The 22,561-nt window shown below is 61.7% G+C and carries 18 protein-coding genes; 4 read left to right on the top strand and 14 right to left on the bottom strand.

Translation table 11 applies throughout. The annotated features are described in order from the left end of the window. Positions 1–114: 114 nt before the first annotated feature. The 5 genes from HDG33_RS07235 to HDG33_RS07255 all read right to left on the bottom strand — a co-directional run bounded on the left by HDG33_RS07235 (position 115) and on the right by HDG33_RS07255 (position 7,354). Complete coding sequence (locus HDG33_RS07235) at positions 115–837, bottom strand: OmpW family protein (RefSeq protein WP_184023440.1); 723 nt, start codon at positions 835–837, stop codon at positions 115–117. Between the two features lie 762 nt (positions 838–1,599). After that, the gene (locus HDG33_RS07240; protein WP_184023442.1) at positions 1,600–3,573 is read right to left on the bottom strand and encodes an acyl-CoA synthetase; all 1,974 of its coding nucleotides are present in this window, start codon (positions 3,571–3,573) and stop codon (positions 1,600–1,602) included. Further along, entirely contained in the window at positions 3,570–4,526 is a 957-nt protein-coding gene (locus HDG33_RS07245) for a fumarylacetoacetate hydrolase family protein (RefSeq protein ID WP_184023444.1), read from the bottom strand. Before HDG33_RS07245 ends, HDG33_RS07240 begins: the two co-directional genes overlap by 4 nt. A gap of 35 nt (positions 4,527–4,561) precedes the next feature. Next, a complete protein-coding gene (locus HDG33_RS07250) occupies positions 4,562–5,632 on the bottom strand; it encodes a VOC family protein (protein WP_184023446.1) in 1,071 nt (356 codons plus the stop codon). A 57-nt stretch (positions 5,633–5,689) separates the two neighbouring features. Next, entirely contained in the window at positions 5,690–7,354 is a 1,665-nt protein-coding gene (locus HDG33_RS07255) for an FAD-dependent monooxygenase (RefSeq protein WP_311548227.1), read from the bottom strand. A gap of 142 nt (positions 7,355–7,496) precedes the next feature. Between HDG33_RS07255 and HDG33_RS38200 the strand changes: the two genes are divergently transcribed. Further along, positions 7,497–8,240, top strand: a complete 744-nt coding sequence (locus HDG33_RS38200) for a TetR/AcrR family transcriptional regulator (RefSeq protein WP_184023448.1) — start codon at positions 7,497–7,499, stop codon at positions 8,238–8,240. Positions 8,241–8,411: 171 nt separating this feature from the next. Here HDG33_RS38200 and HDG33_RS07265 read toward each other — a convergent pair whose 3' ends face one another. The 6 genes from HDG33_RS07265 to HDG33_RS07290 all read right to left on the bottom strand — a co-directional run bounded on the left by HDG33_RS07265 (position 8,412) and on the right by HDG33_RS07290 (position 18,008). Further along, on the bottom strand, positions 8,412–9,047 hold the full coding sequence (locus tag HDG33_RS07265) for a membrane integrity-associated transporter subunit PqiC (RefSeq protein WP_221311328.1): 636 nt from the start codon (positions 9,045–9,047) through the stop codon (positions 8,412–8,414). Positions 9,048–9,097: 50 nt separating this feature from the next. Beyond that, positions 9,098–10,693: an intermembrane transport protein PqiB gene (locus tag HDG33_RS07270; protein WP_184023452.1), complete on the bottom strand. Its 1,596-nt coding sequence runs from the start codon at positions 10,691–10,693 to the stop codon at positions 9,098–9,100. A gap of 67 nt (positions 10,694–10,760) precedes the next feature. Further along, a complete protein-coding gene (locus HDG33_RS07275; protein WP_184023454.1) occupies positions 10,761–12,101 on the bottom strand; it encodes a paraquat-inducible protein A in 1,341 nt (446 codons plus the stop codon). Positions 12,102–12,283: 182 nt separating this feature from the next. Beyond that, the gene (locus HDG33_RS07280) at positions 12,284–13,747 is read right to left on the bottom strand and encodes an efflux transporter outer membrane subunit (protein ID WP_184024241.1); all 1,464 of its coding nucleotides are present in this window, start codon (positions 13,745–13,747) and stop codon (positions 12,284–12,286) included. Between the two features lie 2 nt (positions 13,748–13,749). Continuing rightward, entirely contained in the window at positions 13,750–16,923 is a 3,174-nt protein-coding gene (locus HDG33_RS07285) for an efflux RND transporter permease subunit (RefSeq protein ID WP_184023456.1), read from the bottom strand. Next, entirely contained in the window at positions 16,920–18,008 is a 1,089-nt protein-coding gene (locus tag HDG33_RS07290) for an efflux RND transporter periplasmic adaptor subunit (protein WP_184023458.1), read from the bottom strand. Before HDG33_RS07290 ends, HDG33_RS07285 begins: the two co-directional genes overlap by 4 nt. A 503-nt stretch (positions 18,009–18,511) precedes the next feature. Here HDG33_RS07290 and HDG33_RS07295 point away from each other — a divergent pair. Continuing rightward, entirely contained in the window at positions 18,512–19,267 is a 756-nt protein-coding gene (locus tag HDG33_RS07295) for a TetR/AcrR family transcriptional regulator (protein WP_184023460.1), read from the top strand. 118 nt (positions 19,268–19,385) lie between these two features. Here HDG33_RS07295 and HDG33_RS07300 read toward each other — a convergent pair whose 3' ends face one another. From HDG33_RS07300 to HDG33_RS07310, 3 genes are all read right to left on the bottom strand, one after another. After that, on the bottom strand, positions 19,386–20,441 hold the full coding sequence (locus HDG33_RS07300) for an AI-2E family transporter (RefSeq protein ID WP_184024244.1): 1,056 nt from the start codon (positions 20,439–20,441) through the stop codon (positions 19,386–19,388). Positions 20,442–20,557: 116 nt separating this feature from the next. Beyond that, entirely contained in the window at positions 20,558–20,869 is a 312-nt protein-coding gene (locus HDG33_RS07305) for a hypothetical protein (protein ID WP_184023462.1), read from the bottom strand. A 265-nt stretch (positions 20,870–21,134) separates the two neighbouring features. Further along, entirely contained in the window at positions 21,135–21,317 is a 183-nt protein-coding gene (locus HDG33_RS07310) for a hypothetical protein (RefSeq protein WP_184006903.1), read from the bottom strand. 512 nt (positions 21,318–21,829) lie between these two features. On the opposite strand from HDG33_RS07310, the gene HDG33_RS07315 reads away from it, so the two are divergent. Next, positions 21,830–22,186, top strand: coding sequence for a hypothetical protein (locus HDG33_RS07315; RefSeq protein ID WP_184023464.1), 357 nt, complete (start codon positions 21,830–21,832; stop codon positions 22,184–22,186). A 58-nt stretch (positions 22,187–22,244) separates the two neighbouring features. Further along, positions 22,245–22,502 (top strand): hypothetical protein, encoded by a 258-nt coding sequence (locus HDG33_RS07320; protein WP_184023466.1) that lies wholly within the window; start codon positions 22,245–22,247, stop codon positions 22,500–22,502. The last annotated feature ends 59 nt before the right edge of the window (positions 22,503–22,561 follow it).

Below are 22,561 nucleotides of genomic sequence, written 5' to 3' on the forward strand. Positions count from 1 at the left end.
GCGGTGGCATGACGTCGCGGACCGCAGCCAGGCCCGGGGCGCGAAAAATAACGTAGTCGATGTCTTCGATGGGCATTCAAATCTCTCGATCGGTGCATTAACGAGTCGTACGCACTAGAACGTGTAGGCGACGTTCAGGAAGACGCTAAGCGGATCGAGCCGGAGCGTCGATTTGGAAACGATCTGCGTTCCAGTCGCGGTGTGTCCGTCTAACGTAAGGTTGGTCTTCACCGGCATATAGTTCACAGAGGTTCCGACAGACCAGTGTTTTGTAATGGCGTAACTTGCCCCGATCTCGAATACCGGATTCCACGATGAACTGAGTGTTGCGTGTGCCGAACCACCTGGACCAACGCTATCAGTGACAAACTGGCTATTGGTTGTCCGAACCTGGGTGAACCACGTATAGTTCACACCCAAACCGATGAATGGACGGAATTTCGAGCCGGCCGAAAACAGGTGATATCGAAGTTCGATGGCGGGCGGCATTGGCCTCGTCGAGCCGAGGTTGCCATACTTCTCCAGCGTCCCATCGCCAACCAGATTTACTGTCAATGGCAGTCCCAGAAGCATAGCGACGCCAATGTTGTCCGTGACGTAGTACTCGGTGGTAATTCCCACCGTATTCGTTGACGTCGCATGCGCCCCGGTACCGGCTAGCTGGCGATTCACCGTTTCGCCGCCAACACTCTCCACGGTGAGTGGCGTTGCGTCGCCCTGTGGCGCGATGTGAAGCCATCCGGTGGACAGCGTAATGCTTCCCGCCGACTGGGCGTTTGCATTGTCGGTAAGCGCAGCCGAGCAGAGGCAAGCCGCCATACCGGCAGAGCTGATCATTCGCCTGTAATTCCTCACGTGTCATCTCCTGTCTCGTTGCCCGGGAATTTTTGTGAACCCGTGGTGCTTCCTGTGGAACCGATGCGGCGCTCCGTCTGGGGTCGTTGCGTCGTTCCTCAGAGGCTTCGACCGCTTATCAGGTCCGCCGGTTATGTCTGATTAGGTAGTTTTACTAAATGACATAAAACAGGCACGAATGTTTAGAACACCGCTACTGCCTCATACACGTTATGTGGAAATACGCTTTCGCGTTATCCTTACCATCCTTTCTATTCTTCGTACCTCCTCGTGTCGAGACTTCAATCCGTCTAGTTATTCGTTCTCTGCCTTTGGAATAATTGCTGGTACAGCATGCCTCCATCGCCCTGCACGCTAGTAAGCGCGCATCGCCAAACGTTCAGTCTCGGGCGGGAATACGCACCACGCACCGTCGCGGTGCCGGTAGAAAAATAATCCAACCGGCCCTGTCGGCAGCAGTAGCTCGATACGCACATAGGGTCTCTGGTTTGTGCCCGCACGACCGAATCGGGTAATCCGAACCGCATTCGCCGATATTGGCCCGAGCCATTTTTCAACAACCGAACGCAAGGACCTTTCTGAAGCAATATTGACCCTCTTTCCTCTAAACCGACGCGAGCGTTTAACTCATGACACTGGCGTTTGAAACGCCGCATCAAGCCGCGTGCGCGTGACTGAGCGCCCCCGCTGATGTCAGGCTCCTATCACCATGGCCTGCTGTGCGTCTCTATCGCCGCTGGTACATCAACATTGCTCTTTCCGTGATGGCCTCGCGGCAACCGAAAGCGAAAATGCGAACGGAAAGCGCCCGAGCGCGGAAGTCGCCAATGCTTCGAGCGCGGGGTCGGGAAGTTCGACGTGAAGCGAAAGCCCGCGCGAAGTATCTTCAATAATCCTAACGGTTGCTCCCTCGACGCCAGCCTCCACGAGTGCCGACTGTAACGCGTCTACCGTTTCGCGCTGTTTCAGCGCCGGCTTGAAAATCTTGCCCACGCCTGTCAACGGCATCGCATCCAGGATTCTGATCCGTTTAGGCAGTGCCGCGCGCTCGCCTATCTCGAGTCGCACGAACTCGGCGAGTTCGTCCTCAGTCGCGGTTGCACCCGGTTTGAGCTGGACATAGGCAATCGGCAACTCCCCGGCGTGTGCATCGGGACGACCGACCGCCGCCGCGACGTTGACGGCGGGATGGCGATAGAGCGGTTCCTCGATCGCTGCCGGATCGATGTTGTGACCGCCACGTATGATCACTTCCTTTTTGCGACCAGTAAGCCAGAAATAACCATCGACATCGCATCGACCGAGGTCGCCGGTATTGAGCCAGCACCTGCCATCGCCGAGATCCAGCCAGAGCCCCTTGTTCTGCTCGGGCACGATATAGCCGAGGAAAATGTTCGGGCCGGAAATAGTCAGCAGGCCGACCTCATCGATCTCGCAATCCCGTACATATCGCCCGTCAGCGTCGACGATGACGGCTTTCATCGCCTGGCCCGGAATGCGGAGCCCGATTGAGCCCAGCCTGCGCTCCCCCAGCGGCGGATTGGCGCTGCTCACGCAGGTCCCCTCGGTCAGGCCATAGCCCTCGAGAATCCGGATGCGCGTCCTTTGCTGAAAGGTCCGGAGAACTTCGACCGGCATGGGAGCCGCACCGCACAGTCCGTACTCAAGCGAACTCACATCGTGCTCGCCGACAGGAATATCGAGTAACGCCGCATAAAGCGTCGGGACACCGCTGAAGAAATTGATGCGGTGATGCTCGACGATTTCCCAGAAACGTTTGACAACGCCATCGCCGCGATAGCCTTGCGGCGTGCCGAGCACGACCTGGGCGCCTTTGGAAAAAGGCAGGAGACCCGTTGCCATGACGGCATTCACGTGGAAGAGTGGCAGTCCGCAGAAAAGCGTCTTGCCTGGCCCGACGCTGTCGCCGAAGAATTGACCCGTGCTCCAGGCATTAGCCACCTCATTGCCGTGGCGGCGCATCGCAATTTTCGGCAGGCCGGTCGTCCCGCCCGTACAGAAGTACGACGACACGTCGTCGGCGCCAAAGTGCCGCGCGCCTTGAAGTGCCGTTCCCGACTCCTGCGCGATGGCAACGCCGAAGTCGTGGATCTCGATATGCGCAGGAACCGCGCCCCGCACGCCGCCCTCGCCGTGCAGCCTTGAACACTCACGCTGCAGCATTCGCGTCGCGGACTGTTTTGAACCCGTCACACGTTCGGCCGGATTCACGAGCACCAGATCCTTCAGCGAAGAAACCTTGTGCAGCACCGCTTGTACCTTTTGCCAAAGATCAGTTCCGGGAAACGGCGCCAGCGTTACCAGCACGCTGGCACCTGCAGCGTTGAGGAGTTGGCCGATGGCTTCCTGCTCGAGCAATGGATTGATCGCGCAGACAATTCCGGCGGCCTCCCCACCCCAGATCACGAAGTGCGTTTCAGGGAGGTTAGGCAGAACATATGCGACGACTGAGTCGCGTTGTACTCCGAGGCGCGAGAACATGTTCGCGGTGCGCGTGATATCTCGGACGAGTTCACTATACGTCCAGCACTCGGCGTTCCGATAGTCGTCGGCCGTTGCAAAGAACGAAAGTGCCGGTGCCGATGGATTAATCGCCGCGCCCCGGCAGATCATCTCGTAGGTGCTCGACGGGAGATCCGCCGGCAGCCCTTGCGTTTCGATGGCAAGGACTTCGTCTACGTTTGCGATGCCTTTCATGCTGCCTCTTCCACAACGACGTTATGCTGCACGCCCAGATCGATCGAGCGATCGTGGCTGACGATATGCGCCTCCACGACGTCCCCCACCTTCAGGTACTGCGGCCTTTCCGCCTGCATCTTCAGGAAAAGACGCCATTTTTCCGCTTCAGGCAGCTGCGCCGCGGCGCGTTGCTTTTCGGGCGACGGAATGCTCAGTGCACAGCCAGATGGCGTGCCCGTCGCGAGCAGGTCACCGATGCGCAGATCATGCACGCCGGAAAGCTCCGTCAAGGTCTCTGCCGGCCCATAGACGAGACCCGCAGTCGTGTCATTCTGGCGGACGGTTCCATTGACCGTCAGTGTCAGCACGAGCTCCTTCAACTTCGGAATATCATGTTTCTCAAGGAGGCAAAGGTAAGGGCCGACAGGGCCAAACGTGCGATAGCTCTTGCCCTTATAGAACTGCATCTGCGGAATCTGGATATCGCGCGCGGAGTAGTCGTTGACAATCACGGCGCCAGCAATGTACTCATGCAGGTTCTCGTCGGTGACCGTTTCGCGGGACGTGACGTCGCGTTTGAGCACAAGACCGAGTTCGATCTCGTAGTCGAGCAACTGCACCTCCCTGGGCTTCACGAGGGGCGAGTCGGCAGGAACGATGCAGCTCGTCGCCTTCGTGAAGATCATGTTGAATTTCTTCACATCCGGGTCCATGCCGGAGTCGATCATATGCTGGCGATAATTCGCGCCCTGACAGATGAACTGCTGGTTGGCCGTCACGGGCGACAGCCATTGCACATCCGATTCGGGAATCGGAGAGCCGTCCAGTACCGCCAGCCGTTCGACGGGATTGGCTTCGATAAACTCGGCGGTCGACTTGAATTCGCCATGAATCGGCGTGATGGCGCCATTGGCGACTACGCCCCACTGGGCGCGGCCATCATGAAGGTAATGCAGAACGTGAAGTGCCATTTATCGATCTCCGGATTCTATGAAAGTGGGGTGGTTCAGGCGAAAAGCTTCGCCAACGTGCGCAGCTTGCTCAACGTCAGGTCGGGGCTGCGGCGCAGGTTTCTGAAAAGTGCCACGAGGCTCGCGGGTGTGAACCTGGGCTTCGTGAAGCTGCGTGGCATCGTCGGTCCCCATTGCGCCATCGCTTCGCGGCTCACGGCATGGACACCCGTCGGCGCGTCCGCCGTAAAGAGGTCGCCGTCGCAATAGTGCTCGTGCTTGTCTCCCCACGGATCCTGCCAGTAGTCGAACACCTGGCTGCCCAGGATATGTCGGCCGATCCCCCATGCGTGCGTCCAACCTTTGTCGCGCAGAATGCGTTGGCCCATGCCAACCGCGTCGGCGTCAACGACTTCGTACGCGCTATGGCTGTAGGTGGGCACGAAGCCTTGTGCAAGCGCGATCGTATGGTGATCGGCTGGCTTGTCGCCGAGATCGAGCCGCATGAACGCGACGGCGGGCGAGCCATCGGGAAGCACCTGCACATCGCTGGGGATGAGGCCGAAATGCCGCGTATACCACGCGCAGGTTTCCTGGTAGTCGACGAGTTCGAGCACGACGTGTCCGAGCCGGATAATTTCCGGCGCGCCTTCGGGCGGTCGCTGCGTCCCGTTGATCCGGACCGTCGCATCCACGGAGTTGAACGGCAAGGGTGGCCGATGAGACAACGTCGAAGCTGGCTGCTGGCCCCATATCGCGTCGACGCGAAAGCCTGAAGGATCGGTCAGCCGTACCGTATAGCCGCCGCCGGGCAGGGGCGAGCGTTCGACGTCCGAGGCGCCCGGCAGTTTTGCAAGTGCATCAAGCTCGGCCCTGTTATCGACCTGTAGCCCAAAACCAACGAACCGGGATTTCGAGGCCTTCCGGACGACATAGCAGAAGTGTGAGGCACCCGTTCCCCGCAGCAGCAGGAGCGATTCATCGCGCGATACCGTTCGGAGCCCGAAGTCACTGAGAAATTGCTCGGCTTTCTCGAGATCTGGCCGGTCGAATATCAGATAAGCCAATGCCGACGCTTTCGTCGTAGGATCTGGGTGACGGGCCGGTTGTACAGTGGTCAGGTTCATGGCGATAAGAGATCACACGGTATGAATGGGGTTTCGAGACGGCATGCGGCTTCGCGATCACTGCATGACCCAGCAGTGCTGACCTAGCAAGGAAAGACTCTCGCGCACGAGCCGCGAGGCATCGGTCGCCGGGCCATCGTGAACGACGGTCTTGTCGGGCCGCACCACGGCGGCCCAACCAACCGGTACGAGACGCGGAAGGAACACACCGTCGAGGTCCTCCCAGCTGTCATGCCGAGCGAGATGCGGCCGCTCTCCACGGTGTGCGATCTGCACAGTGCTTCCCCCGGCACGCGCGAAGGCTGCTGCCTCAGAAGAATCAAGCGAGGCTCGGGCATCTGTGCCAAATCCAATCAGCACCAGGCCCTGCCCGAACACCTCGTCGCTTGGACGCGCCTTGCCATCCGAACCACGTACCCGCCCCTGCCCAATGACTGCGCCGCGCACAAGCTTCGTCGGCGAGCGGCCTTTGACAAACACACCTCTTCTAGTTGTTTTTTTCGGCTGGATCTGCGATTCCTCGGGCTGCGCACGCAGCGGGAGCACCGGTGGCGACAATTGCATTAGCCCATGAGCCCACAAGGCAATGCCGCCATTGCGCGGCGTGACGAGCTTTCTCATGAACCTTGCGAGCTTTGTTATCACCTTCTCGTGGGGGGGCCGCCTCTCCTCGTCGTAAGTGTCGAGAATGCGTGAATCCGCTCGCCCCTGCACCACCCATGCAAGCTTCCAGCACAGGTTGGCGGCGTCTCGCAGTCCCGCGGCCAACCCTCGGCCGACGGATGGAGGCCTAATGTGCGCGGCGTCGCCCGCGAAGAACACACGCCCCCGGCTGAATGCATTAAGGGTTCGCGTTCGGAAGCGATACACCGCCTTGCGCTCGATCATCGTGGCTTCCGGGTTGCCCGATGGAGCGACCATCTCGCGTATGCGGACCTCGGCTTTTATGTTCTCGTGGCGCTCGTCCGGCCGCAGCATGAACTTCCAGCGCTCACGCCCGCTGCGCCCGGCCATGCACCGGTTTGGCCGACGGTGATCGGAGATGAACTCGATATCGTCGGCTGGGCGTGAAAGATGCCGCGCAGCGGCAACGAGCCATTTCTCGGCAAATGTCTTACCCCAGAAGTGCGGCCCGATAGTCTGCCGAACCAGTGAATACGCCCCGTCTGCACCGACCACGTAGCGCGCCCGGACGATGTGAGGGCGGCCGTGATCAAGCTCCAGCGACGCGAGCACATGGTCGCCTTCTTCCGTGAAGCTCCCCAGTTCGACACCTGGCGCGATATGCACACAGTCGTATTTCTCGAGCCGGGCCCGCAGGCACCGCTCGAGTTCGTGCTGGTACAACGTGACGGGCTTCGGATAGCCATCCAGGCGGCTCGCCGAACTGATTTGGCCGACCTGCCCCAGCATGGGCGTTCTCATCCGCACATATGGAACGGTGCTGGTCTCGAAATCGGGCTCCCCAATGCCCGCAAGCTGAAGGATGCGCAGCGCGTCGTTATCCAGCTCGATTGCCCGGCGCGCGATGGAAACCTCGGTCGACTTGTCGACAATCAATACATGCACGCCGTAGCGCGCCAGTAGATTGGCAATCGTTGCACCGACAGGTCCGCAACCCACCAGTAAGACGTCAACCACCGACGGTAATGCGCCAATCGGCGGACGAACCTGTTCATGCCGGCGCCACGGCGCGGCGCCGTCCTTTGCTGCTGTCTCCACAGTCACTCCAGATGTTGTCTGTTGTACTTGTATGTAAGGCCGGCCTTCGGGTCGCCTTTAATGACATTAAAGTCATTCCTGAGCGTTTTGTCAACCTAGACATTACGATCTATACTTAGGTATAACCAAGCTTGGATCCATCATGCCGAACACTACAAAGCGTCCTACCCGCGCGGCGCCAGTCGCCCCGGTTGCCGTTCCCGAACAACGCGAGCCGCGCGGTGCGCGTCGCAAGCGCGAGACGCGTGCCCGTCTGCTCGACGCCGCCCTCAGGCTGATGGCCGAAAAAGGCATGGAGGGCGTGGCGATCAATGAAATCACCGAAGCCGCTGATGTCGGCTTTGGCTCGTTCTACAACCACTTTGAATCGAAGGAGGCGATTTACGCGACGCTTGTCGACGAGGTGTTCGAGGATTTCGCTAACATGATGGATCGCCTCGCCGCTGGCCTTTCCGACCCGGCCGAGGTGATCGCTGTCGCCGTGCGTCATACGGTCCTGCGTGCGCAGCAAGACCCCGTGTGGGGACGTTTCCTGATACGTGAAGGGTTTATTCCGACGCATGCGATGAGCCGCGGACTGGGCCAGCGGCTGCTGCGCGACATTGTGAATGGCATTGCCGCGAAGCGCTTTGTGGTCGCCGACCCGTTCATCGGATTTCTTGCGGTAGCCGGTACGGTCCTCTGTGCAATCGCCGCCGAGCTGAACTTCGTCGCACCGGGCGCGCCCGCGGCAAGCGTACTCAAGGAGCTTGGCTTTAGCGGGGAGCACTTCCCTGAGCGTACTGCAGCAATGCTGCTGCAGACACTCGGACTCAAGCGTGCGGAGGCGGAGAAGATTGCAGCGCGTCCGCTGCCGGTCGTGGAGGAGACTGCCGACGCCGATTGAATCAAGAGGTCCGGCGCCATCGGTCTGATCGGCCTGAAGTCAGCCGGGTGCGGCCCGGCGGAGAAGCCCGGTCGGGCCGCTAGCGATTAAACTCAATCACCTGCTAAAGCCTCGACGCTAGCAATCAGCTCGCGCTCCTTCTCGGCGTGATGCACCAATTCCTGTATCGGTTCAGCCTGCTAGAGCCGGGCATAACAACGCCGAACTTCTCGTACTCGCAGGGATGCGCGCCGGTGCAACGGCGGACACGAACGGCGCCGCCGAAAATTCCCGGACGACTTCGCCAATTTGAGTGCCTATCCTTCTCACTGCGATTCGATGGCCGTTGACGAGTGCATCGTAGCCGGCCGATACGGGCTGGCTGACTATGCTGCGGCAGGTCAATGTTCGTGAGTCGTTCGACTTGCGTACACTCCAGGTGACGTCAAGCAGCGCGTGTGAGCCCGGCCACGATTCAAAACGCTGCACGTCGACGGAGACCTGATACGTGCGAGCGTCCTCCGCGTGACCAGGCTGGTACGTGTCGGGGCCGCCCGCCTGTCGAGTCGCGGCCGCGAGCAGCGCATTGCGGATCTCGTCTGCAAGCGGCGATGCCCAGCGCTCGTTTTCCAGAATCCTGACGCGCGCCGCATCGACCTGTACGACGAGCTGGCTCCTTGCGACTGAAACCGGCACCTTCACTGTGCGCATGTCGATCCGGAAGGCCGGACTGACCGTAACGTTTGCACGCGTCGGTTCGCTGTCAGTGCCGAGTGTGTAGAAGCGGGCCGGCGGGGAAGCACAGGCGCTCAGCGCGGCCAGACCCATGACGGTCGCAATACGGGCGATCGCGCGCCGCGCGCGGGATTGGATCAGTTTCACCGTTGGTCTCCTTTCTTGCCGAACAGGAGCGCCTGGGGATGACGTTCCAGATAATCGGCGAGCGCATTGAGGGATTGCAGGGTGCGTGTCATTTCCTGCATCGCATCCTGGATGTCCGACTGCAGGGGCGCGGTCTGCCGGAGCGTCGTTTCGGCGGTACTGAAGGTTTTCTGCGCGGCCGCCAGGGTGTCGCGGGCTTGCGGAACGACCTCTGTGTCCATGTGCCCGAACAGCTTGTTGGCGTTTTCAAGTGCGCCGTTAAGGTTGGCTCCGATCTTGTCGAACGGCACCTGATTCAGCTTCCTCGCAATATCGGCAATCTGCACCTGAAGTTCGTCAAGGGTGTTAGGCACAGTCGGCAGTTCAATAGGATTGCGATGAACATCGACGCTCGCCCGAGGCGCTTTCGGAAACATGTCGAGCGCCACGAATAGCTGGCCTGTCAGCAGGTTGCCGGTTCGCAACTGACCGCGCATTCCCTCCATGACGAGGTTTTCCAGCAACTCATGGCCACCCTGCGAGTTCGGAGCCGGTAGCGCTTCGTTGGAGCGCCGGCTGAGCCGGTCGGGATACAGCGCCATCGATACCTTCATGCTGAAACTCTTCTCCTTTTCGTTATATTCGATACCGATGTCCGTCACCTGCCCCAGCGCGATGCCTCGAAGGTCGACGGGAGCGCCGACAGACAGGCCGCGCAGCGACTGGTTGAACCGCATCACGACATTGAGCGGCGCGCCATCGGGCTCGCGCATCGCGTCCGACTCGTCCGATGCGAGTCGGAACGCCGCCTTGTCAGCGGCCGGTTGTCCGGCGTCCTGACCCGGCGGCGACTGGAACGCCAGGCCTCCGACGACCACCGTGGCCAGAGATTGTGTATTGAGCTTCAATCCGTTCGAATCCAGACGGAGGTCGACACCGCTTGCGTGCCACCACCGTGTATTGGTGCCGACATACTGGTCAAACGGCGCATTGACGAAAACATTGACGATGACGCCGGTGCCATTCGGATCCAGCGAGAAGCCGACCACCTGGCCTACCCGGACGCGATGGTAGAAGATCGGCGCGCCGATATCGACGGACCCCAATGAGTCGCCTCTTAGCGTGTATTGATGTCCCGGCTGCCCGGACGTGACGATCGGAGGACTTTCGAGCCCGACAAACGCGGTTTGCCTTTCCGAAGACCGACTGACATCGACACCGATATACGCGCCGGAGAGCAGCGTACCGAGGCCCGAGATGCCGTTAGCGCCCACGCGCGGGCGAACCACCCAGAAGCGCGTGCCGCGGCTTGCGAATTTTTCTGCCTGTTTGGTCAGCTCGATCGTGACGATGACGTGCTGCAGGTCCTTTGACAGCGCGACCGCCTGTACCGAGCCGATCTCCACGTCCTTGTATTTGACCTTCGTTTTGCCCGCCTCCATGCCCTCAGCGTTGCTGAACGTGACCGTCACTGTCGGTCCCTTGTCGGTGACGGATTTGACTACCAGCGCCACACCGATCAGCGCACAGATGAGCGGCACTAACCAGATGAGGGAGGGAATCCAGCGTTTTCGCGGCTTGATGTCAGGTCTGGGTGGCGTGGGAAGATGCATCGCTCGGAGAGTAGTACGCAAATATGAGGTTATTTAGGAGTGCGGACGCCGCTAGCACGGTATTCGTTCATTGCCGTGAACCACGCGCTGGCCCGCAGCGGACGTTGTCCCAGATCAGCCGCGGATCGAATTGATGCGACGCGAGCATGGTGAGAATCACCACCGCACCGAAAGCCAGCGCGCCCGGACCGGCAGTGACAACCGCAAACGAACCGAAATGCACCAGCGCGACCGTCAGTGCGACAACGAAGATATCGAGCATCGACCACCGGCCCACGCACTCGACGAGCCGATGCAGCCTCGCGCGTTCGAGCGGCTGCCAGTCCGGACTGCGACGGGCCGCTACGATCTGCAGCGTGAGAATGGCGAGTTTGAGCATCGGCACCACGACGCTGGCTACGAACACGACGACGGCGAGTGGCCAGTCGCCTGAAGTCCAGAAGTACGCCACGCCGCCGAGGATCGTGTCGTCCTCCGAGTGGCCGAGGGATGACGCGTGCATGATCGGCAACAGATTCGCGGGTATGTAGGCGAGCGCGGCGGCAAGAACCAGACTCGACGTGCGCGTCACGCTATCGGGATGGCGCGTGTGCAGCACCGATTCGCACCGCGAGCAGCGCTGCTCTGACGACGCTGCGATGTGCTTCTGCACCAGTCCACAGGTATGACAGGCTATGAGCCCGGCGCTGCGCGCCGTCATATGCGCCGCCGGCGCGGGCTTCAGGCCGAAGAACGTCGCGGCTCGCGGGGCGCACCTGCGCTTCACTCTGGTCCAGCGGATCTCAGCGGGTTGTCGAAACTTTATTTCGTCCCGCGTCGACCAGAGCACGCGCGGATCGAAAGTGGCGAGAAACGCCAACATCAACGTGAGTGCACCGAATGCAAACAGTCCTGGCCCAGGGATCACCTGCGCCATGCTGACCATTTTCACGATCGTGATGACCACGCCGAGCATGAACACTTCGATCATGCCCCATGGACGGATGAGCTGCACGACGCGAAGCATTCGATTGAAATGACGTACTACCTTGCCAAGGCGCAGCGGAACGAGCACATAGAGAAGGGCGAGGAGTTCGATCAGCGGAAACAGGATCGCCGAGCAAAAGACCATCGTTGCGACGATGCGCATGTGGCCCGTCCACAACGAGCGCACCGCGCCGAATAGCGTCGCCTCCGACGTCATACCGTTGGTCTGCAGTTGTATGACCGGGAAAGCCTGCGCAATACAGAATGTGATCAAAGCTGCAACGGTGAGCGCACCAATCCGGTCGAGCGGCACGCCCGCTCCCTGCGTTCCTTCCAGGCCCGCACGGCAGCGCGAGCAGCTCGCAGTCTGCCCGCCCCGCAGCAGAGGCTTGCGAAACAGCAGATCGCACTCGTGACAGGCGATCAGTTTCTTATATTCCATACTGGGAACTGGACAACCTGAAGTTCTGGCGCGTTCGATGCACGTGAAGTCCGGCTTGACCTTCCCGTGCGTGGGCGCATTCTTATTTCGGATAGGAAACGACTGCTCCGATACCCGCCGGTACAGTCGAGGAAGAGCGGCCTGATCGGCAGGTCGCTCTTCCCGTCTTCATCGACACGCGATCATTGCGACGACGCTGTTTGCGGCTGGCCCGGCGGCAGTTCGCCCATCGCCTGGAACAGTGCGACGGTATCGTTCATGCGCTGGCTTGCCGCGCGCACAGCGCCGATCTGTGCGTTGAGAAACCGCTGCTCGCTGGCATACTGTGCCGTTGACGGCAGCGAACCCATGCGGCGGCGCGACGCGGTATCGTCGAATCCCGCCTGCGCTGCCTGTGCCGCTGCTTCAGTCGACGCGAGTGTCTGTGCGTCGTTATCCAGCGCTGCAAGCGAATCCGCGACATTCTGGAACGCCGACAGAACGGTGGACTTGTAGTTCAGCACCGCCGCATCGTAAGCATCGATCGACGCCTTGCGGTGCGCGAACAGCGCGCCGCCATGGAAGATCGGTTGCGACAGGCTCGCACCAATGGCCCAGAGTCCGCCCGCGCCTGAGAGCACCGCTGGCCAGCTAAAGCCGCCGCGGCCCATCGAGGCCGTCAGCGACAGGCTCGGAAAGAGCTGCGCGGTCGCAGCGCCGACATCGGCGGCAGCGGCCTTCACGGCGGCGTCGGCTGCCTGTACGTCGGGGCGCGAACGCAGCAGGTCCGACGGCACCACGACGGGCACGTGTTCGGGCAACGTCAGGCTGTCGAGGTCGGGAACGGCCGGGGCGTTGTCCGGCGTGCGGCCCATCAGCACCGCGAGCGCATGGATGGCTGTGGCGCGCTGCTGGCGTAACGCAGGAAGACTCGCCGCAGCCGAAGCCGCATCCTGCGTCGACGCAAGCGCCTGCGCACGCGAGACCGAGCCGAGCGCGTAGCGGTGCTGGTCCTCGTCCGCGGCCGTCCTGGCCACGGCAACGAGCCGTTCGGTGAGCGCGATCTGGCGATCGAGTGCCGCCACGCTGATCGTCGTACCGACGATGTTTGCCGCCAGCGCGCGCCGCGCCGCCTCCAGTTGATACGCCTGCACGTCTACGCGAGCGGCGCTGGCCGCATTCGCCGAACGCGTCGCACCGAACAGGTCAAAGGTGTAGGACGCGAGAACCTGTCCGGCAAAAAAGTTATAGCGAACCTCGCTGGGGCCAATGCCGGGCACAAGCGGTGAACGCCCGCGATCGACTTGTGCGGCACCATCGATTGAAGGCAGCGTCGATGCGCCGACCTGGGCGCGCAGCTCCTGCTGCGCGGCTGCGAGCGTCCGCTGCGCAGCCCCGAGCGTGGGGCTGTTGCGCAAGCCTTCCTCGACCAGTGCACTCAGCGCGTCCGACCGGTAAAGCCGCCACCATTGCGGAACGCCCACTGCGCCGATATCGAACTGCTGCGCCACGCCGCCCGCTGCGACGGTCTTCGCCGGCTGTGCCCCGGCACCGTAGTGCGCAGGCGAAGGCATCGCCGGGGGCGCGCCGTTCGGGCCGAACGTGCAGGCCGTCAGTGCGATGGCCACAGCCACGGCCATCACGGATGTCTTGTAGGCGAAGCTCATCATCAAACCTCCATCTGCTCGGCGACGACCGGTTGCGTTCCGCGCTCGTCGTGCCGGACCCTGAAGCACGCCGCGTACAGCGCGGGCAGGAAGAACACCGTCAGTACCGTCGCAATCGTGATACCGCCCATCAGTGCGGTCGCCATCGGACCGAAGAAGCCCGAGCGCAGCAGCGGAATCAGCGCGAGGACGGCGGCGGCGGCAGTCAGCATGATCGGCCTGAAACGCCTTATCGTTGCGCCGATAATCGCGTCGAAGCGCGGCTGCCCTGCCGCGATATCCTGATCGATCTGGTCGACCAGAATCACGGAGTTGCGCATGATGATGCCGAACATGGCAATCACGCCCAGCAGCGCGACGAAGCCGAAGGGCTTGCCGAACAGCAGCAGCGCGGCCACGACGCCAATCAGGCCGAGCGGCGCGGTCAGCACGACGATGAAGGTCCGCGCGAAGTTCTTGAGCTGGATCATCAGCAACAGCAGCACGGCGATGATCATCAACGGCATTTCGGCATTGATCGACGTCTGGCCCTTCACGCTTTCTTCGACCGCGCCGCCCACCTGAATGCGATAGCCGACCGGCAGCCTGGCGGTTTCCGCCGCGAGCGCATGTTCGATGTCGTGGGTCACGTCGATGCCCTGCGCGTCGCCGCGCACGTCCGCCTGCACCGTGATGGTCGGTTGACGGTCGCGTTGCCAGATGACGCCGTACTCGAGCGTATTGCGCACGTGGCCGAGCGAACCGAGCGGCACCGGGCCGTGGGGCGTCGGAATCGCGAGGCTCGTGAGCTGCGCCGGATTGACACGTTCGCTCTTGGGCGCACGCAGATCGACGTTGATCAGCTTGTCGCGCTCGCGGTACTGCGTCACCGTGTAGCCCGATAGCGTCATCGCGAGGAAGTTCGACACGTCTTCCGACGTGACACCAAGCTGGCGCGCGCGGTTCTGATCGATCTCGAACGAGATCGAGCGCTCCGCCGGCTCGTCCCAGTCGAACTGGACGTTGCGCGTGCGGGGATCGGCGCGGACCTTGTCCGATACCGTCTGCGCAATCGATCGGACGGTCGCGATATCGTCGCCGCTCACCCGGAACTTGATCGGGAAGCCGACCGGCGGACCATTCTCGAGCCGGGAGACGCGCGCTCGCACGCCGGAGAAATCCTTCTCGAGCTTGCCGTCGAGCCAACGCATCAGTTCCTCGCGGTTTTCCACGCTTTTTGCGGTAATCACGAACTGCGCGAAATTCGGCTGTTGAAGCTGCTGGTCGAGCGTCAGGTAAAAACGCGGCGCGCCGGTGCCGACGAAGTCGACGAAGTGGTCGATTTCGGCTTTGCCGTCGAGCACCTTTTCCAGGCGCTTCGCTTCACGCAGCGTCGCTTCGAACGAGGCGCCTTCCGGCAATCGCAGATCGACCAGCAGTTCCGGCCGTTCCGAGTTCGGGAAGAACTGCTGCGGCACGCGCGTGAAGGCCAGCATGGAAATTGCGAAAAGCACGACGGTGACGCCGAGCACGACCCATCGACGCTCGACGCACCACGCAACCCATCCCGACAGGTGCCGGTAGATGCCGGTGTTGCCGATTTCATGCGGATCATGGTGTGCACCGCCGGGTTGAGGCTTGCGTTCCGGCAGCAGGTGATAACCCAGCAACGGCACCAGCACGACGGCCGCGAACCACGAAACGATCAGCGCGATGGCCGACACTTCGAAGATCGAACGCGTGTATTCGCCCGTGCTCGATTTGGCGAGCGCAATCGGCAGGAAGCCGCATACGGTGACGAGCGTGCCTGTGAGCATCGGGAATGCAGTGCTGGTATACGCGAACGCTGCCGAGCGCGCCCGGCTCCAGCCCTGTTCCAGCTTCACCGCCATCATTTCGACGGCGATGATCGCGTCGTCGACGAGCAGGCCTAGCGCGAGCACGAGCGTACCGAGCGAAACCTTGTCCAACCCGATATTGAACATGTGCATGCAAAGCGCCGTCACCGCCAGCACGATCGGAATCGTGATCACGACGACCATGCCGGTGCGCAAGCCGAGCGAGACGAGGCTCACGACCAGCACGATCGCCACCGCTTCGCCAACCGATTTCACGAACTCATCCACCGAGTGCTTGACCGCGTGCGGCATGCTCGAAACCGACGCGAGTTTCAGACCCGCCGGCAGCGTGGCCTGCAGTTCGGCGGCTTTTGCGTCGAGCGCCTTGCCGAGGTCGATCACGTCGCCGCCCTTTTGCATCGTCACGCCGATGCCGAGCACCGCCTGGCCGCCGACGCGCATCTGGGTCACCGGTGGATCGTCATATCCGCGTGTGATCTTCGCGATGTCGCCCAGCCGGAACGTGCGCTTGTTGATGGTGATCAGCATGTCGGAGAGCGCCTGCACATCCTTGAGCGCGCCGCTCGGCCGCACGAACACGCGGTCGTCCGCGGTCGTGATGGTGCCGACGGGCGCCACGGCATTCTGTGCGTCGATCGCCTGCGCGAGCTGTTGCGGCGTGATCGAAAGCCGCGTGAGCTGCGCATTCGATATCTCGACGAAGATGTGCTGATCGGGGTCGCCAAAATAGTCGACCTTCGCCACACCGGGTATGCGCAGCAGGACTGTGCGCAGCTTGTCAGCGTAGTCGTGCAGTTGCGCCGGCGAAAAGCCGTCGCCTTCGAGCGCATAGATGTTGGTGTAGACGTCACCGAATTCGTCGTTGAAAAACGGACCGACGGTGCCCTTCGGCAGCGTCGCGGCAATGTCGCCGACCTTCTTGCGCACCTGATACCAGGTTTCCGGCACTTCCTTGACGGGCGCGGAGTCCTTCATGGCGAAGAAGATCATCGACTCGCCAGGCCGCGAGTAGCTCTTGATGTTGTCGATGTTCGGCGCGGCCTGTAGCTGGCGGCCGATCCGGTCCGTGATCTGTTCCTGCACCTCGCGCGCACTCGCACCGGGCCAATAGGTCTTGATCACCATCGTGCGGAAGGTGAACGGCGGGTCCTCCGACTGAGCGAGTTTCGTATAACCGATCACGCCGAAAAGCGTGACGAGCCCGATCAGAAAGATCACGAGCTGCTGATGACGCAGCGCCCAGGAGGAAAGATTGAAGCCGCCTTCGCCAGACTTGTCTGCCCCGGAAGACGGGACAGGCGCGCTCTCGCGCACGGGTTCTTGGTCACGGGAGTTCATGACGGGAAATCCTCCCGATGCAGGGGCGCCACCACCTGCACGTGCTGGCCCGTGCTAACGGCGTGTACGCCCTGCACCACGACGCGGTCGCCGTCGCGGAGGCCCGATGCGATGGAGACCGTGCGCTCGTCGTATCGCTGCACCGTCACAGGACGCAGCTCGAGCGTGTCGGTGCCGGTACGCACCACCCAGACGGCGGGGTGCTCGCCCTGATGAAAGAGCGCCGTCACCGGCACAGTGAACGGCTGTGCCCCCGACGCGTCGCCGACGGCATCGAACGCAACGGTGGCCGTCATGCCGAGGCGCACTGCAGGGCTGGGCGCGTTCAGGGTGAGCTTGACGCGCCAGGTGCGGCTTTGCGGATCAGCGCTAGGCGACACCTCGCGAACGCGGGCCTCGAAGGTCTTGCCGGGTAGCGCCGGCAGCGTTACGCGCGCCATGCTGCCGACTGTCAGTGAGTTCAGCGTCCGCTCGGGCGCGTCGCAGACGATGTCTACGTCGCCCGTCCAGTCGAGGTGATAGATGGATTGGGTTGCCTGAACGTTCTGGCCCGTGTCGGCGTCCTCCGAGGTAATCACGCCGTCGTGATCCGCAGTCAGCGTCGCATAGCGCAGATTGTCCGAGGCGAGCGCCATCTGGGCGAGCGCCGAGTCGCGCTGCGCAACAGCGGATGCGTACGCGTCCTGCGTCTGTTCGAGCTGCGCCGGTGCAATCAGGTTTGCCTGCGCCTGCGCCTGATCGCGATCGAGCTGCTGCTTCGCGTAGACGAACCGGTGTTGGGCGGCATCGAGCTGCGCTCGCGCGTTGGCCAGGTTACTGCGCAGATCGGTCGGGTCGAGCAGCGCAACAACCTGTCCCGCCTTGACGGCGTCGCCGAGGCGAACGCGCCGTTCGATGATCTTGCCGCCCACCCGGAACGAAAGCGCCGTGGAGTAGCGCGCCTGCACCTGAGCCGGCAGCGACGCACTTGCCGTGCGCCCGTCAGCGTGGACGGCCAGGGCGACCACGGGCTTCGGCTCTGGAGCGGCGGCTTCGCGCTGGTGGCATGCCGCGAGCATGACCGCGCAGCAAGCCGCAAGCACCATGCGTGCGCACTGCGGAGATTGGACGAGGGAAGGTAAGAAGCGACGCGCAGGCGCCTGCGCGATAGGGCCGGAATGTTTCACGATGTTCACAAGACGGGTGATAACCCTGGTAAGAAAGTTTCCCGATGCCGTGCAAACCCGAGTGCCAGCAAGCACGGTTCGCTATCAGCGCGGACGCATAAAACAAGCTTCGTTGATACGTTAGTCATACTTATCGACGTGCATGTCGGTACTTGCCATCTCGATGTGCCTCCACGCAACCAGTACGTGGGGCAGCGCCCGTTCATGCCTACCGCCCGGTGATCTGCGGGTCTGTCAGTTCCGGCCGAGGACTCGGGATCGACCGCTAACGGAATTTTTTCGCTCCGTCGGCATCGTTGGGTCCTTCGTACGTCCGGTTGTCGGCGTCGAGGGTGAGATTAGACCCAATACTGAGTATATTGTCAACTATGACATAAAAATCTAGAATATGGACATCGAATAACCACGACTACGGAGCCGACATGCCACAAGCCCCCAATCCGCGCGCGAGCCGCGGACGCTCTCTCAAGGCGCCAGGTGCGTCCCGCGACGCGATCAATCGAAGCTATCCGCGCGGTGCCCGTCGCAAACGCGAGACGCGCGCGCGCCTGCTCGACGCTGCGCTGAAACTGGTGGCGGCCAAGGGTTTGAGCTCCGTCACGATTAACGAAATCACCGAGGCAGCCGACGTCGGGTTCGGCTCCTTCTATAACCACTTCGAATCCAAGGAAGGCATCTTCACGGCGCTCATCGAATGGCTGTTCGAGGAATTTGCGGATACGCTCGATCGCCTCGCCGCGGGGTTGTCCGATCCAGCGGAAGTGATCGCCGTCTCAGTCCGTCACACGCTCCTGCGGGCCTACCGCGAGCCAGTTTGGGGGCAACTTCTCATTCGCGAAGGTTTGTCGCCGCGCCTGCTCAGCAGGGGTCTCGGCCTGCGCCTGCTGCGCGATAGCGAGAAGGGCATTTCAGAAAGGCGCTTTGTGATCGCGGACCGGTTCATGTCCGTTATCACCGTGATTGGCACGGTGCTCGCGGGAATTGCCGCCGAACTGCAACTGGCCATCTCGTCGAAGCGGATCGTTCGTGCGCGAAAGGTGCTTCGCTCGAAGGAGGAGAAGTTTGCCCAGCGAACCGCCGCCATTGTGTTGCAGGCGTTCGGTCTCACACGTGTAGAGGCCGAGCGGATCGCGCGACGTCCACTGCCCACCGTTCCCGATGCGCCGACCTTGCCGTGACAGTGCAACTAGCGCGGCGTTTCCGCGCCATCGCAGGTGCGGCCGCCCGGTGCGATGTCGGATTGGTGGCTGGGCGGGGCGGGTGCCCGGACATGGAATCGGGCGATCGCGATGCCGGTCAGCCCTGGTAAAGCGCACTCGCGAGATAGCGGTGGCGCAGTTCCCGCAATGCCGATGCGAGGATGGCGCTGACCGGCAACGCGAGCAGCACGCCGAAGAATCCGAATAGCCGCCCAAAAGCCAGCAACGCAAAGATGACCGCGAGCGGATGAAGGCCGATGCGCTCGCCAACCAGTCTCGGCGTCAGCACAAAGCTTTCAAGAATCTGGCCGACGCCATACACCGCGACCACCACTGCCAGGCCATACCAGTCACCGAATTGCAGCAGCGCCGCGAGGAGCGCGAACGCGAGGCCGGTCGCAAAGCCGATGTAGGGAACGAATACGGCAAGCGCGCTAAACAGGCCGACGGGCACCGCCAGATCCAACCCTGCAATCGTCAGCACAGTCGGGTAGAACACCGCGAGCACTGCAATCACCAGCAGTTGCCCGCGCAGGTACTGCGACATCATGCAATCGATCTCTCCGACGAATTCCCGTGTCTTGCCGAGCCAGCGCCGCGGCACGAAGCTCGCCATGCGCTCGAACGCCTCGTGCCTGTCGTAGAGCAGATAGAACAGGACGAGTGGCATCAGCACCGCATTGCTCACGACATTGATCATCACGTTGCTGCTGGTGCGCAGATACTGCCATACGGCAAGCATCGCGCCCTGCCCGTCCGCTTTGAGACGGGCCGCCAGCACCTCGCGGATATTCGTCACATCGAGCGAATAATCCAGTCCCAGAAAAGCCAGACGCGGCTTCAGCCATCCATCGAGTTTTGCGACGATAAATGGAATTTGCCTGATGAGTTCCGGCCCTTCCTTCTGGACAACTACGCACATGAGCAGCATGACGAGTGCGACGGACAGAGCAAACAAAGACATCATCACCAGCGCCGCAAGGCCGCGCGGAATGCGATGGCGTACCAGCCACTCCACGCCCGGCTGCAAAATGTATGCGACGAGCGCACCGAGCAGAAACGGCGTGAGAACGGCACGCAGGTTCCACAGCAACACGCCGGCCGCTAACGCAACGGCGCCCCAAAACAGAGATTGACGATGGTATATAGTCATAAGCGCCCCCACTGGGCGAGTGATCGAGTGGCTTTCGTCGTTGAGCCGAAGCATCGGCGGAAGTATCCGTCTTAACCGCAGGAGCCGGCATGCCGGGTCGCCGCGCGGCGCATCCGTCAGATCGGCGTCGCGCCGCTAGCCGTGCTGTGGGTACGCCTGTCGTCACCATGCTGGCGCGACGGGTCTTGCGGCGTCGCCGGTTTGCTGGTGCCTGTCTGCGATTGGCCGCCGGGTTGCCCGGTGACTTCGATCCACAATGGACGCGCCATCGGATCGGGCGGCGACATCATTGCCGGTGCTTGCATCGCGGGAACGACAATCGCGATGACGCGCGGCGTGGGCATCACGGTCGTGGAACAACCGCAGACCGTCGCGACAAGCGGGAACGAGCACAGCAAGGCGAAAAAGAAGCGCGGTCGGCGCGTCATTCCTGCCACCGATGCAGCGAATCGTTCAGGTCTGGTTGAGCAGTCATGGGTGACATCTCCACGGTTGATTCAGCGTGCGCTGGGATTGCGGCGACTCGCCTACAGCAACTTCGCGGACGGGCCACTATGTGATAATATTATCACATTCGCGCGATCAGTCAATATTGATTCTAGAGATCGAGCCGCGCTGCATCCGCCATCGGCGGTACGCCGTGCGCTGCGCTGCCGGTCCGACTCCCGGCCAGTTCGCAGACGCGCAGCGGGCTCAGTGCGTCAGGACGCTCGGGTGCGCGGCGAGGCGCTCGACCTCGAGTAGCGCCTGACCAAGCACATCGATAGCTCCATTCGTGGTGGAGGCCGTAGCAGCGCTGCGCAACGCGTGCTGAACGATGTCGTGAATGACGTCCGTGTTCGATGAACCGGCGTGGAACGTAAGTTGGTGTGCCATAAGTATTCCTGCGTAAAAACGAAGCCTGTTTAATGTGGACGCAGTATAAGCAAAGCGCGCCGCCATTCGACGCGCGCAATTATGAGTTGCGAGATCTTCAATACACGGTTTGCGTGAATCGCGAATCGCTGACATACGAACCACAAGCGGAACGTATTCCGATACCCACGTAGCGTCTTGTCGACGAACGGCTATGGAAGCGCGCATGCTCGACGGCTGATCCCGCTTGCGTAACGCCCGGCTGGATAGCGTCGAAGCAAATGTGCTGCGTGTCATTCAGATGGTCCGCACGGCCCCCGCCTCCGGACACACTAAAGAACTGCGCACCGCTCCAGGGCAATCGGCTAAAACCTTGCAGCGACGGCAACTATCCGTTGCCCCGCAGATGCTTGTAAGCCGACGGTAAGTGACTAGACTGGCAACGAACTGGCAAACAGCACTCATGCCTCGCCAGACCGTTGTTCCCCAAACACCGCGTCTCCTGCATCCGACGCTCGATATGGAGTCTGATCATGCCAAAGTCGAAGACCTTCATCCCCGTCCCTGTTGTCGCGTCGATCCTGTCCTTCTCGACCGCCGCATTCGCTAGTAGCAGCGGTCCCCAAACCTATGAGCAAGCGGCTGTGCAACCGGTTCAGCGTCAAACGGTCGGCTACCATGACCACACGGGCGCCAATACACAACATGCAATGGACTTTCAGGCGGTGTTAGCCCGCGTGGAAGCCCAGCGGCAAGCGTTCAACAACTGCGGCGGGGTGACTAGTTCGTCCGCTCCCCTCCCGTCAGACAACGTAGCGTCGGGTAGCCCCGTCGACTTCAGTACCGCAACAGCGTCCTGGCGTTACAAGGCAACCTTGGCCGCGCGTTGATACGGCTCGCGGCTGCTAATCGCATCAAAATCAAGACAACCAACTGTAGAGAATTGAAATGAAAAAGACCTTCCTTGTACTGTTCGCCTTCCTTACCAGCACATCCGTGCTTGCGCAAAGCAATCTGCCGCAGCAATTGCCGTCGCAGCAGCCAGCGTCCGCCGGGCAACCGTCCACGAAGCAGCTTTCACAGGGTGGGCCGCAGCTTCCGCAACCTCCACAGCTTCCGCAGATTCCGACACAAGCGTCGACGCAACTTCCGAACCAGCTCCCGACACAAGCGTCGACGCAAGTCCCGACCCAGCTTTCGAAATGACCCCGTATGGCTGCGCAACCCGCGCAGCCATACCTGGGAGACCGGCGATTGTCGCGGCT

It is taken from the genome of Paraburkholderia sp. Cpub6 (assembly GCF_014201065.1).
In the GTDB taxonomy this organism is placed as follows: Bacteria; Pseudomonadota; Gammaproteobacteria; order Burkholderiales; family Burkholderiaceae; genus Paraburkholderia; species Paraburkholderia tuberum.

Bases quoted from the DNA above. Each gene is read 5' to 3' on its own strand.
- HDG33_RS07250 (WP_184023446.1), bottom strand. From the start codon at position 5,632: ATGAACCTGACCACTGTACAACCGGCCCGTCACCCAGATCCTACGACG.
- HDG33_RS38200 (WP_184023448.1), top strand. From the start codon at position 7,497: ATGCCGAACACTACAAAGCGTCCTACCCGCGCGGCGCCAGTCGCCCCG.
- HDG33_RS07280 (WP_184024241.1), bottom strand. From the start codon at position 13,747: ATGAGCTTCGCCTACAAGACATCCGTGATGGCCGTGGCTGTGGCCATC.
- HDG33_RS07285 (WP_184023456.1), bottom strand. From the start codon at position 16,923: ATGAACTCCCGTGACCAAGAACCCGTGCGCGAGAGCGCGCCTGTCCCG.
- HDG33_RS07315 (WP_184023464.1), top strand. From the start codon at position 21,830: ATGCCAAAGTCGAAGACCTTCATCCCCGTCCCTGTTGTCGCGTCGATC.
- HDG33_RS07310 (WP_184006903.1), bottom strand. From the start codon at position 21,317: ATGGCACACCAACTTACGTTCCACGCCGGTTCATCGAACACGGACGTC.
- HDG33_RS07305 (WP_184023462.1), bottom strand. From the start codon at position 20,869: ATGACGCGCCGACCGCGCTTCTTTTTCGCCTTGCTGTGCTCGTTCCCG.
- HDG33_RS07240 (WP_184023442.1), bottom strand. From the start codon at position 3,573: ATGAAAGGCATCGCAAACGTAGACGAAGTCCTTGCCATCGAAACGCAA.
- HDG33_RS07295 (WP_184023460.1), top strand. From the start codon at position 18,512: ATGCCACAAGCCCCCAATCCGCGCGCGAGCCGCGGACGCTCTCTCAAG.
- HDG33_RS07290 (WP_184023458.1), bottom strand. From the start codon at position 18,008: ATGGTGCTTGCGGCTTGCTGCGCGGTCATGCTCGCGGCATGCCACCAG.
- HDG33_RS07275 (WP_184023454.1), bottom strand. From the start codon at position 12,101: ATGGAATATAAGAAACTGATCGCCTGTCACGAGTGCGATCTGCTGTTT.
- HDG33_RS07235 (WP_184023440.1), bottom strand. From the start codon at position 837: ATGATCAGCTCTGCCGGTATGGCGGCTTGCCTCTGCTCGGCTGCGCTT.
- HDG33_RS07320 (WP_184023466.1), top strand. From the start codon at position 22,245: ATGAAAAAGACCTTCCTTGTACTGTTCGCCTTCCTTACCAGCACATCC.
- HDG33_RS07300 (WP_184024244.1), bottom strand. From the start codon at position 20,441: ATGACTATATACCATCGTCAATCTCTGTTTTGGGGCGCCGTTGCGTTA.
- HDG33_RS07270 (WP_184023452.1), bottom strand. From the start codon at position 10,693: ATGCATCTTCCCACGCCACCCAGACCTGACATCAAGCCGCGAAAACGC.
- HDG33_RS07265 (WP_221311328.1), bottom strand. From the start codon at position 9,047: ATGGGTCTGGCCGCGCTGAGCGCCTGTGCTTCCCCGCCGGCCCGCTTC.
- HDG33_RS07245 (WP_184023444.1), bottom strand. From the start codon at position 4,526: ATGGCACTTCACGTTCTGCATTACCTTCATGATGGCCGCGCCCAGTGG.